The organism is Litoreibacter janthinus (genome assembly GCF_900111945.1).
Taxonomy (GTDB): domain Bacteria; phylum Pseudomonadota; class Alphaproteobacteria; order Rhodobacterales; family Rhodobacteraceae; genus Litoreibacter; species Litoreibacter janthinus.
On record NZ_FOYO01000001.1, the window covers coordinates 1,087,064 to 1,104,621 of the forward strand.

Annotated in this window: 12 protein-coding genes; 8 read left to right on the forward strand and 4 right to left on the reverse strand. The window is 53.5% G+C overall.

Annotated elements, in window-relative coordinates; all coding sequences use genetic code 11:
• The first annotated feature begins 426 nt into the window (after nt 1-426).
• From BM352_RS05530 to BM352_RS05550, 5 genes are all read left to right on the forward strand, one after another.
• A complete protein-coding gene (locus tag BM352_RS05530; protein WP_175500625.1) occupies nt 427-1,578 on the forward strand; it encodes a tyrosine-type recombinase/integrase in 1,152 nt (383 codons plus the stop codon).
• A 258-nt stretch (nt 1,579-1,836) separates the two neighbouring features.
• Nucleotides 1,837-2,052 (forward strand): hypothetical protein, encoded by a 216-nt coding sequence (locus BM352_RS05535; RefSeq protein ID WP_139229790.1) that lies wholly within the window; start codon nt 1,837-1,839, stop codon nt 2,050-2,052.
• Nucleotides 2,053-2,344: 292 nt separating this feature from the next.
• Nucleotides 2,345-3,619 (forward strand): DNA cytosine methyltransferase, encoded by a 1,275-nt coding sequence (locus BM352_RS05540; protein ID WP_245780920.1) that lies wholly within the window; start codon nt 2,345-2,347, stop codon nt 3,617-3,619.
• Nucleotides 3,619-4,080 (forward strand): very short patch repair endonuclease, encoded by a 462-nt coding sequence (locus BM352_RS05545; protein WP_090213561.1) that lies wholly within the window; start codon nt 3,619-3,621, stop codon nt 4,078-4,080. The genes BM352_RS05540 and BM352_RS05545 overlap by 1 nt, the downstream gene beginning before the upstream one ends.
• A gap of 11 nt (nt 4,081-4,091) precedes the next feature.
• The gene (locus BM352_RS05550; protein WP_090213563.1) at nt 4,092-4,493 is read left to right on the forward strand and encodes a hypothetical protein; all 402 of its coding nucleotides are present in this window, start codon (nt 4,092-4,094) and stop codon (nt 4,491-4,493) included.
• A 3-nt stretch (nt 4,494-4,496) separates the two neighbouring features.
• Here the strand turns inward: BM352_RS05550 and BM352_RS05555 are convergent, their stop codons facing one another.
• Genes BM352_RS05555 through BM352_RS05570 form a run of 4 tightly spaced genes read right to left on the reverse strand, consistent with a single transcriptional unit; the run spans nt 4,497 to nt 11,789 of the window.
• Nucleotides 4,497-6,620: an AIPR family protein gene (locus tag BM352_RS05555; protein WP_090213565.1), complete on the reverse strand. Its 2,124-nt coding sequence runs from the start codon at nt 6,618-6,620 to the stop codon at nt 4,497-4,499.
• Between the two features lies 1 nt (nt 6,621).
• Nucleotides 6,622-7,566, reverse strand: coding sequence for a PD-(D/E)XK motif protein (locus BM352_RS05560; RefSeq protein ID WP_175500626.1), 945 nt, complete (start codon nt 7,564-7,566; stop codon nt 6,622-6,624).
• Nucleotides 7,556-10,300 (reverse strand): Z1 domain-containing protein, encoded by a 2,745-nt coding sequence (locus BM352_RS05565; protein WP_090213574.1) that lies wholly within the window; start codon nt 10,298-10,300, stop codon nt 7,556-7,558. The genes BM352_RS05560 and BM352_RS05565 overlap by 11 nt, the downstream gene beginning before the upstream one ends.
• A gap of 1 nt (nt 10,301) precedes the next feature.
• Nucleotides 10,302-11,789 (reverse strand): ATP-binding protein, encoded by a 1,488-nt coding sequence (locus BM352_RS05570; protein WP_090213576.1) that lies wholly within the window; start codon nt 11,787-11,789, stop codon nt 10,302-10,304.
• Nucleotides 11,790-12,586: 797 nt separating this feature from the next.
• On the opposite strand from BM352_RS05570, the gene BM352_RS05575 reads away from it, so the two are divergent.
• From BM352_RS05575 to BM352_RS05585, 3 genes are read left to right on the forward strand one after another with little or no spacing between them, the layout of a single operon-like run.
• Nucleotides 12,587-13,747, forward strand: coding sequence for a hypothetical protein (locus BM352_RS05575; RefSeq protein ID WP_217642984.1), 1,161 nt, complete (start codon nt 12,587-12,589; stop codon nt 13,745-13,747).
• Nucleotides 13,748-13,752: 5 nt separating this feature from the next.
• Nucleotides 13,753-16,302 (forward strand): pre-toxin TG domain-containing protein, encoded by a 2,550-nt coding sequence (locus BM352_RS18920; RefSeq protein ID WP_090213580.1) that lies wholly within the window; start codon nt 13,753-13,755, stop codon nt 16,300-16,302.
• Entirely contained in the window at nt 16,299-17,009 is a 711-nt protein-coding gene (locus BM352_RS05585; protein ID WP_090213583.1) for a hypothetical protein, read from the forward strand. The genes BM352_RS18920 and BM352_RS05585 overlap by 4 nt, the downstream gene beginning before the upstream one ends.
• Nucleotides 17,010-17,558 lie beyond the last annotated feature (549 nt).

The following is a 17,558-nucleotide window of genomic DNA, read 5'->3' on the forward strand; positions in this document are numbered from 1 at the left end:
CCAAAGAAGCACTTTGTGTATTCGGTCGAGGAACTCATGGACGTCTTCGATGTAGGTCGAAACACGGTATCAAACTGGGTCAAGTATGGGCTCCGCCCGTCGGATGAAACAGTTCCCTATGTCTTTAGCGGAGTTGAGGTGAAGCGGTTTCACGATGCCAGACGGATGCCTGGAAGGGCGCCACTTCGCATCGGGGAGTTTAAATGCTTCGGATGCAAGAGCCGAGCGTTTCCGGACGCGAACTCCGTGGAAAAATTGGCGTTGGAATGTGGCGGTTTCAGTCTTCGCGCGAGGTGTTCTAAGTGTGAAAACACTGTGACCAAGAGAGCGAGTGCGACCGATTGCGACAAGATTATAAGATGCGTCGATACCAACACGAGCTTGGAGTCCCTAGACGAAACAAATGATCAAACCCCAGCTGGTATTGTGAATGAAGGCGATCTGACGGATGAGGTTTGTTACTTCATCAATGACCGCATTCTTCATGATTGGCTGCAGTATGCGGGCCGTTGGTCAAGCAAAACGGTCTCTGCGAAGCTCGCGGCTATTCGGCGATTTGAAGCATTTTTTGACGGCAAGGACTTCGCCAAGATTAGCAAGTCGGACGTGGCTCGGTTCCGTGAAAGCCTGAAATCGAGCGCAGAGACCTTTGGTGAAGACCGGCTGAGCGTGTCAACGGTGCGGCATCTCGTGTCGCATTTGAAGTCATTCTTTGACTGGCTGATCGAACAACCTGATTTTCGCACTCTGGATCGAACTCTGCCCAGCTACTTTGCGCTACCAAAGAAGTTTGATGCTACTGTCCTTGCCGAGGACGCCAAACCAGTTCCGACTGAAGAAGAAGCTATTATGATGGTCGAACGCATGCCCATAGAGACCGTTAAGCAAAGGCGTGATCGGGCCATGGTTGCAATCGCATTTTTGGCGGCGTTGCGTGCAGACACGATCACATCTTTGCAATTCCGACATTTCGAGGGTGAAGCGCGTGTCGTAGTTCAGGATGCGCGGCGCTCGAGAACGAAGAACGGAAAGAGTCTTCGGATCAAGTTCTTCCCCGTGCCGCCGCTCTTTGCTCAGGTGGTGGTAGCGTGGAAGGAGGAGTTGCTGGGATTGGGGTTTGCGGCCGATGATGCGTTGTTCCCCGACGAAAGAAACCTCTCAAGTGATATCGATCGATCGCAATCACGTTCCGTTTTGGCAATGTCATCGACACATGCAGTCGCCCGTGCCTTTCAGGCAGCTTCGAGTGGAATAGGAAAAAGCTTTTCTCCGCATTCGGCAAAGCACTTCATAGGGCAGCTAGGCTGGAAGGTCTGTAAGTCACCGGAAGAATCCAAGGCTTGGTCTGTCAACATGGGCCATGAAAACGAAGATGTGACGCAGCGGTACTACAAAAACATCACAGGAGATCGAGTTGCAGAGATCTTCGAAGCATTTGATGGCGAAAGAAATGAGCCGATCGAGCATATGAAACTCCTGTTGCAGTATCACGAGCATAAATTGGATCGCGGCACGCCCGAGTTTGAGCGGGCGCAGAAGCTGGCTATCGAGCGGCAATCGCGTGGACAGACGACATAGCGGAATGCGGAGAGTTAAGCTGTGACCACTGGTGACGCCATTATGCTGTTCGATCACGTCGCCCTAGCGCTGCCTCCAAGTTTCGGGCGTCTAAACATTTCTTGACCAACTAGTGCTGGCAGGGTCAGTTTGCTCCGCTGTGGCTGCATTAAACATCGCAGGATGGGCCCTTTTGGGCGTGAGTTGCTCCGTGAATTGGGCGGAAAGCGGAAGTTCGCTGCGTTGCAGCAGGGTTTTCAGAAATTGTCAAAGTGGACCTTGAATGAACCTGCTATGCTCAGCGGGCTACAGGACATGCTGCTGTTTGACGAAGAAGCAGGCGGCCATGTGCGCGTTTTGTCCCTGATCCACGCCACACGAGTCATGGCGATGCGGTCGCTCGGCCGTTCAATCCGAAAAGATACTGGGGCGTTGATCTGGGCAACCCTCTGGGTGTGCTCGCCGCAACCTTGCCCGTGTCTCAGTTGGCGCTGATGGTGTTTGCCTGTCTTGCAGGGTTGCAATTCGCAAATGAGGTCGAGCTGTTCAGTACATCCCAATTGGGGCCGGTGATCCTTGTCGGGCTGTTAGCGCTTACACTCACTTAGCTGATAAACCGCTCCGCACTGCAGTTGAGGTGTAAGGTACCCCTAGTTTCTTAACCGGAATTACTAGGGCGCTTGCGCTCAGGACAGTTAAGATTACACAGGGTCGCATTGAGATTGGGAGTTCTGCAGCGCTTCCTCTATACACTTAATCAAAACCCAAAAAACGATCGAGCTAGGTATTGAAAGTCATTCCCGAAATAAACCGTAAACTAGCTGAGGCGCGAGAAAGGCTTGGTTTAGACCATTACGTGATGGCGACACTTTTGGGCCTAGGGCCCGAAGGGGCGGAAACGGTGCAGCTATGGGAGAACGGCAAAGGGGGGAAGATAACCCCCGCCAAGCAAAAGGCGATTGACGCCTTACCTATCAAAATACCCTACAAGGATACCCGCAAGAAACCTGCGTTCAAGTTCATTGACCTCTTTGCTGGGATAGGAGGGATACGTCTCCCGTTCCAGGAATTTGGCGGGAGGTGTGTCTTCACCGCTGAAATCGACAAGCATAGCAAGGTCACGTACGCAGCTAACTTCGGGGAAGTGCCCGAAAAGGATGGTGACATAACCAAGTTCACCTCCTCGGAAATCCCAAAGCACGATGTGCTTCTCGCGGGCTTTCCTTGTCAGGCTTTTTCACAAGCGGGGAAAAAGCAGGGCTTTCTTGACACCCGTGGCACGATGTTTTTCGAGATCCAACGCATTTTGGCTTCGCATCACCCGAAAGCGTTTTTACTAGAGAACGTCAAACAACTGAGGGGGCATGACAAACAGCGTACCCTAAAAACGATTATGGCGATCCTTCGTGGCGAGGCTTCTGTCGAAATTCCGGATGACGTTCAATTGTCTGAAGAGGCTCGCGCAAGCCTAGGAACAAAACTCAAATACGACGTCGATTTCGAAGTCCTGCGTGCGCGGGATTTTGGTGTACCCCAGATCCGTGAGCGTATCTACATCGTGGGTATCCGTCGCGACAAAGGCGCGCCGGCCAATCACGAGCGGATCAAGGAGATGTTTGGCAGAGTCATTGAAAACTATCAGTTGAAAGTGCCTCTCAAAGATATTCTCGTCGATGATCCCGAGCGTACTCAGGATTCCACCATATCGGACAAACTCTGGACTGGGCACAAGGAACGCAAAAAGCGGAACCGTGCGAATGGCAAGGGGTTCGGGTACAGCCTTTTTGATCGGACGTCCGAGTATTGCAGCACAATGAGTGCGCGATACTATAAGGATGGTAGCGAAATTCTCATTGATCAGTCGGATTTGGGGCGAAATCCGCGTAAGCTCCTTCCTGAAGAGGCACGCGCCTTGCAGGGATTTCCCGAAGAATTCGTGATCGATCGGGTCGGCAAATCTCAACTTTATAAGCAGTTCGGGAATTCTGTTGCAGTCCCTGTAATCCGGGCGATAGCAAGCGAGATGCTTAGAGAGGCCAATATCCGGACAAGGAAAACCTGATGGTCGACATCGTGTCCTCGGAGGTTCGTAGTCAAATGATGTCAGGCATCAAAGGCAAGGACACGAAGCCGGAAATCCTGATAAGACAATTACTGCATCGCGCTGGCTACAGATTCAGGCTTCATCGGAAAGATCTTCCCGGTCGACCAGATCTTGTCCTTTCACGCTACAACGCGGTGCTATTCGTGAATGGCTGTTTCTGGCATGGACACGAGGACTGCCATCTTTTTCGCCTCCCGAAATCGCGCCAGGAGTTCTGGAATGTGAAGATTTCCGGCAATCAGGCACGGGATCTCCGAAAACAGACAGAACTATTTGAACTTGGCTGGCGGGTTGGTGTCGTGTGGGAGTGCACATTGAAAAGCAAAACAGCATTGGGACATGATAGCATTCTGAGACGCCTTGAAGAATTTGTACGCGGAGATATTCCGTTTTACGAACTGCGTGGAACGCACCAGTAGAGGAAAAAGACATGGAGACCGTTTTCGAGGACATGCTGGTGGACAACGATCGGATTCTTGTGACTGTTCCGGCAGAGGCCAAGGTTATCACCTTCAGTAACAGTGGAAAGGGCGGCAAACGGAACTGGTTTGCCATGACAACAGATCAACTAAAGGGCTGCCTCGAAGACATGTTTGAGGGCTTGGACGCTTTTCCATCTGTTTATGAGGAAAAGTTGTGGAGGGAGTTGTTCAAGACCCATCTGACCGAGGATGTGGCACGAACCATGGGGGCCGTGCAGACCCTGCCGCTCTTCGAAGTTCTGGCGAAGGTGATCCACTACTCGAACGGCTCAGGCCCCAGATCGTTCAAGACGATCAATCTGGAGCCGAATGCAGTGCTGCAGGCTATTGCCATGCTAGAACGCGACTAGAGCCTATTCAGCTGCCTTTAGGGCTGCGTGCGTGTAGCCCAGCCCTTTGAGTTTATCGAGGCACCTCAGGGCCGTTTTTGCTTGGTGTGCGGACGGAATTTTTGCAGGTATCGCGGCGCAGATCGACAGGACCTTGTCATCCATGGGCGAAAGCGCCTTTTTGTCGGTTCCCCAGTTAAGAACGTCCTGCCAGAAATCGGCGCCAACTTCGATGATCCAGCTCTCGCCGATCAGATCCTTCGTCAAGTCACTGTCCGCCCGCGCCTCCTGCGCGACCGAACGGACATCTTCAGGATCCACGAGCGCGTCCAGAAATTCTTCAGGATACTCTAGCTCACGCTGTTTAAGTGTTTTCCAGCAGGCCTCCTTCTTTGCCCATTCGCCGATGTGCCGCATGCCTGCGACAGGATTCAGGATCACCTCCTGTGCCTCGGAGCACGCGATATCAAGCGCAGCTTCGAGGCTGGTCAGGTTTCGCTGCAGCCTCCAGACTCGATCGAGATCGATCGCCTTGTTCATCTCGGTAACATCTGAAACCACTTTCGCGATGCCGTATGTGACAATGTTCGCGCGGTAGCCGCCCTCGTACCAGGTTTCGGCGGCGGCGGAGACAAGCTTTTCGGTGGCGCGGAAGACAATTGCCTTTGAAACCAGCCGTTTGTACCAGGTCTCGTCAAAGGAAACCCCGTCCTTGCCCCATCTCGTGCCAATGCTCTTGGCGAAGTTTGCAAAGTTCTTCTGTGCGCCGAGGCTGACAACATGGGGCTCGCACCGGAACGAGTTTTCGTATTTTGCGAGATCGGTTTTGGTGAAGAACCCTGAACGCGGGTAGGTCCCGTCAAACTTCTTCCGTTCGGCAGGCGTTTTGTTTCCTCGCGCATCCGCGTATTGCCCACGGGCACGCTCATAGAACCACTTTGTATCCTGGAACCCGTTTTCCCCAGCTGGCGCATAGATTTTGCGAGAAAATTCCTCCATCCGGATATGGAACGGGTGGTTAGAAAAGAAGTCGGCGGCATTCACCTTGTTCTGGGTGTTGGCGTATTCTGAAATTTTGGGGACAACGTCTTCAGATTGTTCCTTCGGAACGATATTGAGTTTCATCTGGACATAGACGTTCTTTAGCTGCTCGGGTGCAGTTTTCATTGCGGCATGCAGTGAAGCCGTCGTCTGGCCCCCGTTCACGATCTGCAGGTTTTCGACGCTGGACAGGACAAGGCCGTCACCTGTCTTTGAAATGGTCACAGCATCGGCTGTCGCGGTGATCCCGTTGTTATAGGGTAAGAACATGTGTGGTTCCTTGACGATCGTATCACGGATGCCCCGGTTCACATTGCCACGCGCCTGAAGGAAAGAACGCACGTTAGATTCCAGAAGGCGAGCACCCCATTTGTTATAAATGTTTGCCAGTTGATCGCCGTTTATCACGGCCAGATAGCTTTCCAGTGCGGCATCGCCACCGAAAGCCCTTAGGATAGGGATACTGCCGCCAAAGTCCTTCTCGAGGTCTATTATCAGGTCCTCGCGGGCTTGGCCCTGTTCCACATATTTTTGAAGCCGTTTCAGGTCCCAGACGTTGTAGGTAACGCTCTTGCCGTCGACCTGTCCAGCGGAATAGGAATCAACTCTTGCAGAGGTGGATGCAGTCGTGGCGATGATCAGTTTGATGCTTTCGAGTTGCGACCATTTGCGCGCGATGAGATCACAAAGGATTGCACCGTCACTCGTTTCCTCGATCGCATCCCGGAACTCTTCGCTTCTCGCTGCGAGCAGAAATTCTACAAGTTTTCCAAATAGGCTTTTAACTTCTGGCGAACCCATTTCACGGACAGTTTCGCTGTATCGGAAATCTGTCAGTATAAGGCTCAGAGTGCTATCTTCGTTATCGGTCCCGATACTGTAGCCGGTAACGGCTATCGATTTGGTTAACGTTCGTACATCCCCTTTGCGGCGGCGCTTCCACTCTCCCTCGTGCCTGCTCCAGGATGGCGTATCGATTTCGCCAGCCTCATTCAGCATGTCTCCGATCACTTCGAAAAAGCTCTCCTCCTGAAGCGCCCCGTCCGATGTTGCAGTACCCATAATGTCGGTCTGGAACTGTTGGTGGAATTCCTTAAGTCCATCCATATCAGGTCCCCCCAGTTAGAATTTCCGGTTTAAGTTCGGTGATAAACTGTGTGCATTCGGCCAAGTCGATTGCGTAGGTGACGTTGTGGACGCCACTGTTGAGGGGTGGTGTGATGCGTGGAAAGCCGTCGGCAACTGTGAAGGTCCGGCAGGTGCCAACAATCCAGCGACGCTTCTCGTAATCGTGACCGCGTTCATACCCGACAGCTTCAAGACGCTCCTCCAGAACATTGAGGCAGTCGGGATAATCCTCGAACAGCGCGACAGTATTTTCTACATGACCGTGTAGATTGTCACCCTCCGGAATTACGGCGCTATCCACGTCATACACCCGAAGGAATAGCTGTCGTCCGGTTACATCGGAGAGCTGGTCCTCCGAGGAGATCCTGACATACGGCTTGGCTGCGCCTCGTCGCGCTTTCACCTCGATGCAGGCTGCGGGAAACTCGAAGTCCTTTGCAGCGCCTTCCGGTCCAGTCCAACCCTCTATCGCCGTCTCGGGCGATACGTGAGTTGAGATTTCACGAAGGAACGCCAGTTCGCCAACCAGCCCTCGCTGTTCCTCTTTGCTGAGACCTTGAGAGGAGCCGCCTTTAAGCAGAAAATGCCATCGGCGCGTTCGTCTGATGACACGGTCAAGCGCTGCAGTTTGGTCTGGAGCACCTTCCGCAGCCTCGACAATATCGCGGCATAGGGTTTCAAAAATCTCGCGGTGCGCGTTGTCGAGTAGCGATATGACAAGGGCTCTACCGTTGACTGTCCTGAACTGCACATTGATGTTCTTGAGTGCAGGAAGATCTGACGTCGTCTCTGTTGCGGGCGCGAGGCTCATCAACAGCGCCGGAGCCTTGTTCTCGATGGTTGCCCAAAAGAAGTCATGCTTCCCCTGCGCATCAACCCGCCGCATGTTGCCTTCAGCAAGGCCTTTCCAAGGATCATTGTTCATCCACGTTCTCCTCGTCCTCATCAATATCAGGATCGCCAAAGAGCTCGCGCTGTTTGGTTGTGTTGATGATGTATTCGACCTTCTCGTCCGCGCTTGCGGATCTGGGAAAACTGATGGCCCAGGCAATAACAGGTTTGTCCGGGAAATCCTTGTGGTCTGCTATGTGTTTGTTCTCTGGCTCCTTGATCTCGACCAAATAGAGCGCAATCAGAGGCCGCTCACGGACTTCGCGGTAAATCTTGCCAGGATGGTTTGCCTTGGTATCTGCGGGAAGCGAACGTGCCTCGCGGTCAGCAGCTTCCGCTTCGAGCGCCAGTTCTTCCGGAATCCCCAATCTTTCAACTCCTCGAGAGGAAACGCGCATTTTGGAGCCGCCGATCGACATAAATCCACGCTCTAGGTCAAAAGCGCCGATTTTCCGTGTGATCGGGACAATAGGCCAACCGAGCGAGGTGTCCAAATCACCCGTTTTCAATGTAGCAATATGAACATCCCATTCAGCGAGTTCATCGCCTTTTCGTTTGCGGATGTATTCCCTTAACGGATCGATCTGGGTTGGGATGCTCTCGTCCGCATTTACCCATGCGAGCAAGAAGTCGTCGATAAGCTCCACGGGGACAGTCTTTAGCAAGTACCCGCCTGTAACGGTTTCGGCTTTTTCTGGAGAATAACCTTTCTCTCTAAGCCGAGAGATGAATGCGCGTGCAGCGCTCCTGTTCTTCTGGATATTCTCACCATTAGATACCAATCTCGCGGTTTCCACAAAGCTCGAGGACAAGCCTACCGCCACCGTCTTCTTTCCGGAGCCAAGCTTGTTCCGAGCTGTGACCATTAATGTGGAAGGGTGACTTTTAACAGCTAAGCCGAACTGCTTCGGTGTCGCCTTCGCACTTTCCATGAGGCGTAGTTCCTGATGCAACTCCTCGGTCGCGTCCGCGATGTGAGCGTACCAAGACACAGCTTCGCGGGGCATCCAGATTCGGCACAAATCGTCATAGCCCATGCGGTAACCAAACCAGCGACCCATTTGCATAAGCGTATCATACATCATGGTGTTGCGGAGAAACCAGGTGGTTGTCAGCCCTTCAAGAGTGAGGCCTCGGGAAAGCGAGAAGCCCCCAACAGCAATTACTGTGACGCCCTGCTTACCTGACGAGGAATAGTCGAGGTCGTTTCGTGCGCTGTTGACTTCGACAACCTTCGCCGATGCGACTGCGTTGTAGAGTGCTGCACGCACCTCAGGCCAATCAAATTCACTCGCTGAGAACTCGTCATCCCAAACTCTCTTGAGTTCGGCTATTTCAGGATCAAGGTCAGCCGCTGCGCCTTTGGCTCCATTGACGCGCAACGCACTTTTTATATCGTCGAGAACTTCATGCAGCCGAGTACGGAGAATACTCTGCATGCGCGTAAATCGACTTGCATTGACGAGCATTGAGGCGTGCTTGTCGGCTTGGCCTCGCAAGTTACGGATTGTTCTGGCGACAAGAAACACACGAAGTGCGTCGGTCAAGGATGTTGGCAGTTCGTTGAGCTCGTGGTCGATCTTGTGCTTTAGCGGCAGGATGTCTTCGTTATCGTCGATGTAACGGATGAACTCCGGTTCGGAGTCATCATCCGGTATGCCCTCGATAAAGACACGCTTGCCGCCGAAGTAGTTCGACGGTGCATCCAGTCCAATAATGAAATCACGAGGGAAGAGGTCTTCGCCCCACATATCGTCTTCCTGATCGGGATCGATGAAAATGTTTGCGAACGGGGTGGCCGTGTAGCCCACGTAGCAACTCCGGTGGAACAGGCCGAGCAATTCTCGGATCTGCCCGTTAATCCTCGTGACTTCTTCCTTTCCATACTTCGTGTTGATCGATGCGTTGTCGGCCTCATCGTCAATGAGAAGCATCGGCTGACTGATCATCTCCTCATCGCCGTGCGAGCTGTTTTCTTTCAGCCAGTCGATCAGGTTCCCCAAAGTGCTGTAATTCTTTTTGATCACAAGGACGACTGGAACTTTGTAGGAGTCAATCTGGCTCTTGTTGGTTGTCGCGACGGCTTTTTTGAAGTCGTCGATCGTCGTGGTCAAGCTGACAGGCACATTGCGATCATCGGACAAGCCGACGCCGACACGTCTGTTGCTTCTGCCCGCTCTCGACATCCTTCCGGTGTCGCGCCCGATGAAGCCTTCGTCAATTCGCTGCTGCGTCTGGTTGCGAAGGTTGTTGTGGATGCCAGCGATTACGATGATCAGTCTGTATCCGGCGTCTGCAGCTTTACAGATCAAACCTGTGTAGTTGGCAGTTTTCCCACTTTGAACATGTCCGACAACCATCCCCTTTGAGTCAAAGGGTCTGTCTTGTCGCGGATTACCCATCCTACCGAGCGTTTTGTCAGTGATATCGTCGAGTTTGATTACAACATCCTTCGGCAAACCGGTCCGGATTAGGTGCTCGCGGTAACGTTTCCAATAGAACGGATCGATGTTTTGTTTGGCTTCGTCCAGCCAGGGTTCGAAATCATCGCTGGTCACAACTGCGCCGAGGCCCATGCTGATGCCGTTGCGTACCTCGAATTCCCGCGCCAGAAATTCCTCCTGATCGGGCGACACAGGCTCGTATCCCATTGCCGGCATGACCGAGTTCAGCGTCTTAATCAGTGCGCGCAATTCATCCGCTGTTTTTTTGTCAGAACCGACAATGGCTTGCGAAACTTGGGCATCCAGAAACTCGTAACTGCTCATTTCAGGCGTCTTCCTCTAGGTATTTGTTTATCATTTCCTGCGTCCGACCCCAGTGGGAGCGGAGAACAACGTTGTTTTTCAAAAGGTCCGGAATGACATCGGCGGAGATGCCGCCTTCAAGTAGGCTCGTGATCAGGGCCCCTACCTGTAGGCCGAGAGCTTCGTCATCGAGATGATCGCTAGCAACTTTCTCCGCTCCGCCGATAATATCGGCATGAATGGTCTCCACCGGGAGGGAAGATCCGATCAGCCGGATGCAGGCATCGAAATCGCTCTTCAGATCACCTCCGAGTCGGTCACGAAAGTCCTGGAAGACGGGGTGCGAAAGATCCGGTCTGAAGATGATTTTGTCATCTTGCAAAACGCGATTCCAAACAGGCAGCTGATCTTCTTCTATCAGTTTGCGCCCGCGGCGTGTGTAGGTTCTTTTCGACGTGGAAACAAAACGTTCAACGATGCTCTTGAGTTTGTTTCGTACAGTTGGTGGGAGTTGCGCTGACGCCTTTTTGACGTCGATTTTCCATTCAGCATCCATGGAGTTGGGGATGTCTACGGCGATGCGGCACAATTTTGTCGATTCAACCTGTCTCGCTAAGCCTAACCAGCCCCCCGCAATAATCAAACGATCGGCTCGATAGACATATAGCCCTTGCGATCTTAGGTGCCCCTCTGGTCCGCCAATTTCATCCCACTCCTGTTGGGACATCTTCTTATGGTGAGGGAGGGTGACACATTTGAAACTCACGACACCTTGCGATAGCTTCACGAACTCTTCGGAGTCCAATTGGCGTGCAGGATGTCCTTCGGCGAAAGGGTCAATTGCGTCGAGTCTTGCATTGTTGAGGTAAAGAGAAATTCGTGCAGGTGAGCCACTCAGGTAGCGATGGAATACCAGCCTGAGGTGGCGTTCGGCACTGCTGAGCGCTGCGTTGAGCGTTCGGGTTCTTTTGGAACCATCGTTCTTGTAACCGCCATCGAGGCGATCAAGTTTTTTCCAGACTACGATCGTGCCGGAATCTCCGAGGTGCTGCGCAGAAGGAACTGTACTTGGGTCATCAAGGATTGCAGCTGACCACCGATTTGTTTCGCCGACTCGGTCTAGGTCCCAAGCCGCAGCTGTCGTTTCTCCATCCTTTCGCGTTAGAACAGTAAGTTGCCGGCATTGGGAAAAGCTCGCACTTTTTAGGCCAAGGCCAAAACGCCCAAGATCTTTTGCGTCGCGTTCATCCCGAGGATTTTTTGTGCCGAGCCTTAGAGCCTCAAGCAGATCTGCTCTCGACATGCCGTGACCGTTGTCAGCAATCGCTATCCAAGGATCATCTGAGACTGTATCGGCGAAAACGTCAATTCGCTTAGCAGAAGCAGTGATCGAGTTATCTACAATATCTGCCAGCGACGTTTCAAGGCTATAACCAAAATCTCTAAGGCCTTCGATAAGGCTTGCAGCGTGTGGTGGAAGATCAACTTCCTGTGACGCCGAAATATCCATACAAAGGTATCCATCAAATGTTTGTTACGACAACTAACCTGTCCTGGAACTTTGGCACTTGCAACAAGCGTGCTCGAAAGATGCAGGAAATTAATTCTTAAAAAACGAGGTGTTCTGGAGGCAATGGAATCGACCAAACACTCCAAGTGAAATCAAGCCCCGTCAAATCCGTATGTCGATTCTCCCTAGCCGTTGCGTCAGAGATATGGGCAACTTTAAAAGCAACTCTACTTGTTTCATGATCATCGAAAGCCTCAACGCCACATAAATGCGCTTTACCTGTTCGGCAGTGTCCTTTGGCATGTGCAGCGAATGGCGGGAATACGGACTCCAAGTGCAACATCGCGGCTGGGTGACGAACGGCAGCAATGGGCCGATCGTGTAGCCAACCACGGCCTAGATTGAGCGAATGCTGCGCTGCATCTGAGGTCTGCTTCGAGCCCAAAGTTCCTTTTGCTGCATCCCGAACGGATGGCCGCGAAACTCGTGTTGCCGACATTGGAGTATGAGAGTCGGCCCAAACCTGAACCTCGACAGGCCCAGAGGATGCCGCATCGCAGCTCGCCAAACCGGACATTGGCTGCTTTCGCGAAAATAATTATTCGTTAAGCGGCAGGCACGCCGGACAAAACCGACTTTCCAGGCACATAGCATCGTTCGCACTCGAATGGCGTTTATGAGTTTCAAGGGTTGCACATTCTTTGGGGAAACGCGAAGCTTGATATTGCGAAACAATATTGCTTGAATGGCGGTGTCTAGGAGATTTCGAACAAATTATTCGATTCTTGAGTGAAACGATGGGTGATCATGCCAATCCACATCGGGTACTAGGACATCTCGCGGATATCGTTCGCGCGGCTGCAGATGGAGCCGCAGTGGACGCTGATCTCGTCGAGCAAGTTGCCGAAATTCAGCAAGGATTGCTTGAACAACAAGAGGCTGGACTTGAGGAAACAGCGGACTCAGCAGGCGGTGGCGGAGGTGCGTCTGGCGGTACTGTGCAGGCAATGGGCAATTTGGCCAGTGTCCTGTCGTCGACTGCAGAACGCGGACAAGGACGCGCTGAAGAGCTTGAAGGCGTCTTAGTAAAGCAGATTGAAGAAAAGGAAGGTGCCGGCGGCACGCCTGGCGGTCAATCTGGGTCCGGAACGGGTTCAGGAACGGGAACAGGCCCGACAAGCGGAGGCGATCCTGAGGGCGGCGGTGGTCAAACCGGGCCAACGCGCCCTCGCGAGCCTGTGAAGCCAGAGGGCGACGGCACCAAACCGGGTGAAATTGACCCGCCCGAGGGTGGGCAACCGCCAGATGATGGACCACCTGTTATCAAGCGCGGGAAAACCACTGTGCTAAGATGCTATAAATTCCGACTGCAAAACAGAACGCTTGCACCGGTTTCAGACATTCATTTTGGAAGCGATGCCGAGACCGAAGGCACGCAGGTTCCAAAAGGATGGAGCGCGATTCCAGGCCACGGCGCGGGTTTTGGCTTTGTTGCCGGCAACCTCGACAGCATAGTGCCTCCGGGTCGCGCCCTTGGGCCATTCGAGTTTTGTTCGAAAAAGAGCTTTAAATCGAAGATCGAGCTCTCGCATCCTGATGGTAGACCGAATACTCCGTTGGGAGATGGCGACGTCACCGTGCGCGGAAAACGCCCGGGAAAGAACGAAGAAGGCGAGATTGTTATCCCAGCGACCAGTCGCAAGTACATCCACGAAATCGAAGTTCAAACTGGCGCCGGTGGAATACCGCAGATCAACGTTAACGTTGGCGGTGGCAAAGTTGAACTTGTTGGTGAAACCGGGCTCGGCGAAAACGGACAATGGACAATTGGCGAAGACGGCAAGTCGATTTCGGTGTTCCCGATTGGCGCAGCCGATCACCAGGCTGGTAACTCCATCACAGTAAAGGTGTCCTCTGAGAAGCCCGTGCGGGTTTTCGGTCTCGCGGGCGAGGACTAACGGCCATGCCAACTATCTACGTAAATTTAGAGGGGGTCGGCGAAGGCGGAAAACTATCCGGTCACGTTCTTCAGCGAGGGCAATCAACCGAGTTTGAGATAGACGTTGGAGAATGGGACGTCCCGCGTGTTGTGGCTGATCGGCTGGCTTCGCGTTTGGATTCTTTACAGCCCAATCTGGGCGAGCGTCTAGAAAACGCTGGAGGTGTCGTATTGCTGCGCGAAGTGGACGACTTTCAGGTTGAGTCCGCGGATGTCGGTATATTCGCGACCGACGTGGAGACCGTACCAACAACCCGGCTGACGGGCGAAACTTTTGGGAGTCGTTTTGCGGCGTCGGGTTACGCCGATCATGACCGGGAGGTTCTGGATCATCTCGGCCTTTGGGTTGGAGAGTTGGCTCGGTCGGCCAAAGCGGAGCAGATGCTGATCCGAAACTCCTCTGCGGCGCTAAATGCAAACACGGCGAACCCCCTGTCGACTGGTCTATCGCCAATGTCTGGCGGCGGTGGCGGTGACGGAGCCACTATGGCCAGTGCCATCGCCGCAACGATGTCAGCGACCGCGAAGCTGGCCAAAGCGCGCGGTGAGCAGCTGAAGGCGATTGAACAGAAAGAGCGAGAAGCTAAAGGCAACGGAGGTGGCGCTGGTCAGCCGGGCGGGCTTCCACCAACCGTCGGGCCGGGCCCCTGGCTGCCGCCCGACCCTGATCCCACCGGTGGCGGCGGAGGTGGCGGAAGCCCGGCGCCGGGACCGTCGTCGGGCACGGGCACCGGTGGTAGCGACGGCACGGCGGGCAAGGAGCCGGAAAACGGAACCGTAGCGCGACCGCTTGGCACGGACAACGAGCTTCGCCCGATCGAAACCCCGTGCGAAATCATCACTTACATCATCGATGGTGTTGAATACACGATCGGCAAATTCGACGACGGATGGTTTTTGGCGCTAGATAAAGGCGGGTTGGAAGTCTTCCAGAATGACGGAAGTTTCACGATCGTTCCGGATTCTTACAATTTTGGCGATATTTACGCCGACGATCCCGATATGCGCCCCTTGGAGGTCGACAAGGCTCACTTGGATGCGATGGTGCAGCAGCGACAACAGGCTGCGTCAGAAGAGGATGACCCTTGGAAGGACGCCGCAAGCGTGGCGAGCTTCGTGCTGGATTTGGTGCCGATCGTGGGACAGATCAAAGGCGGAGTCGAACTGGCGACAGGTTATGATTATGTTACTGGGAGGCAGCTTTCGACCGAAGAACGCGCAGTTGCTGCTGTCTTCATGCTACTACCTTTCGCAGGCGGCGCGATAAAAGCCGGTACCAAGGCAGGACTGCGTGCTGCGCAAAAGGCTATCCGCGCGGGGCGCAGCCTGACCGGTTCCCATTTGGGCACGCTAGAGGATGCTCTGCGTCAGTTACGCCGCTCCAGAATGCGACGCCGAACTTCGCGGGCAGAGGTGCAGGTCCGCCGCTGTGGCGATCCGAATTCCCGCGTCGGGCGGCGTGGATCACGGCGAAACCTTACGCGGTGTTTTGCATCTGGAACAAAGGTTCGACAGGTGAGCGGCGATCACATTCCGATTGAGATTATTCGGCCTGCGATGTCTATCGCAAGTGTTCCAGGCGCCGCAATGCAGCCGAATTCCAACGCACCTTCAAATCGCCGTGTCCTGCGCCGCTATGCACGCTCGGCTGAGGAGACGATGACGTTCACTCTTCGGGGTGAAGAGGGCGGCCAAGACTGGCCGCTTACCACGACGTCTGCACATCTTTTCGCAACTCCGTCTGGCTACCGCGCTGCAGGCTGGTTGCAACCCGGAAACCATGTATTGCGAGCTGAAGGACGTTTGGCAGTTGTCGTGGATGTAGTTGCAAAACCCGATAAGGAACCGGTCTATAATCTCGAGGTTTCGGTAGATCATAATTATCTGGTCACACCGCTTGACATCCTCGTACACAATTCGTGCCCCTGCAGTGAATTTTGGTCACAGGTACAGACGGAGAAAATGCTAGAAGACGAGGGGTTTGAGTTCTTCCACGGTGTCGATGACGCAGGAGATTTCCTTTTCGGCTCGAGCAAGCATAAAAATTTCAAACCTGAACCGGAATTTAAGGATGGTCTGTTCACGGGTCGCAAGGGGCGCAAGAAGAACGGGACCCAAATGGCCTACCCAAAAAAGTACTCGACTCGTCCCGATGTACTGGGCCGTGAAAACGGTCAGCTTGTCGCTTATGAGATCAAAACTATCGCGGACGATTGGAGCACCTACTCGCACCTGAAACGATATCGCGACCCTATTGCCAATCAAGTGGGCGGACGGTTCATGGGGATGACGAGCAGGAATGGTGTGCCCTTGCCCGCCGATCATCGGTTAATCATCGATGTCCGTAACTCCTTTGAAACTGAGGAAGGCGTGATCAAAGCACTCCGAAGACTGGCAGACGAGGACAATTTCCGCGATTTAGCCGAGTATTCTGGCGGCGTGCGGGTGATTGTAGGTACGCGAGATGCACCGGACATCGGCCGCTTGATCTCCTGGGACGAGATACTGTCATGAGCGATCGCCCAACAATGAGCCACCTGAATTGGGAGATGCTGGAGCGTCTTCGGACGGCTGTGCAAACGACCGACGCAAATCAGATCAAGTCGTCTCTTCTAGCAGAGCAGTACGACTTGGGTCAGTTTGATGTTGATTTTCTGGATACGATCAAGGGGCTGAACCCTAACTTTCATCCTCCTGTCAGAATACCGATGGAGATGAAGGTGGACGCAGTCTCTTATGCTGAGCAAACTGCGCAGTGGTTAGTAATCGCCGGTGCAGCGGACCGCCTGAATTGTCTGATCGGCATGTCCGTTGTCGGCGATGAATTTCCCCTGCCCGCACCTCATTTCCTGATTTTGTCATACTTTTCGGAGTTGTTTCGGTTTTATGCGCTCGGGATTGAGGGCGAGGGCGCAGATATTGATTTGGCCTATGACGGCGACATGGCAGTTTTGCGAGCTTGTGGTGGGTTGGTAATGCCTGGTCATTTGTTGGACGCGCTCTACGACCCGACTGAGGTCTCAGACATTTCCAATGGACTGAATGCAATCGTGTTGAGCGATTATCCCAAAGGGGATGTACGTCCTTTGCGAGACTACTATGAGGACGCGTCCGATGGCGAAGAGCACCTTGATGAAGTTTGCAAGCTGTCCTTTGGGGCGCTTAGGGACTTTTATCAGGCGGCAGCGGGTGCAGGACTTGGTGTGCGTATCTTAGGCTGACACTGACATCGCAATCTGACACAGTGCCTATTCGCAATGTCCATGAGAATCCTTTAGTAAGAATACAGTAGAGGGCCGTTCTGTCTACCTTGTTCATGTGGAACCCAGCGCAACAGCAGCTTTTTGAGGTCCAAAGGAGCCATGATGCATTCGTGGCAAATGACAGCTTCCCGCCCCTGGTGCTATTCGCCACTGACACGAAGCACACAAAGCGGACACCTAGGGCAAGAAGTCGAATGGCAGGTTTGTCCGCTAACCAGACCTCTCCAAACACTTCAAACAAGCTCCTGCAGCGAACGGCGGCTTTGACGCGCTGCGGCGCAGCTTCAGGATTGCCAGGTGAACGGCAGGTTTGGGCCGTTCGTGTCGGTAGTGACACACTCACGACGCGGGAATGCTGCGACCGATCTAATGTCGGCAACGAGCCCAGAGTGGCTGATGCTGCGATGCGCATGAATGTCGTCTTGTGATATCTACGCCGAAGGGCGGCTCTTCTGGCGAAGGGATTGCCGATGCGCTAGGTGAATGCTTGCCGATCTCTTGTCGTTG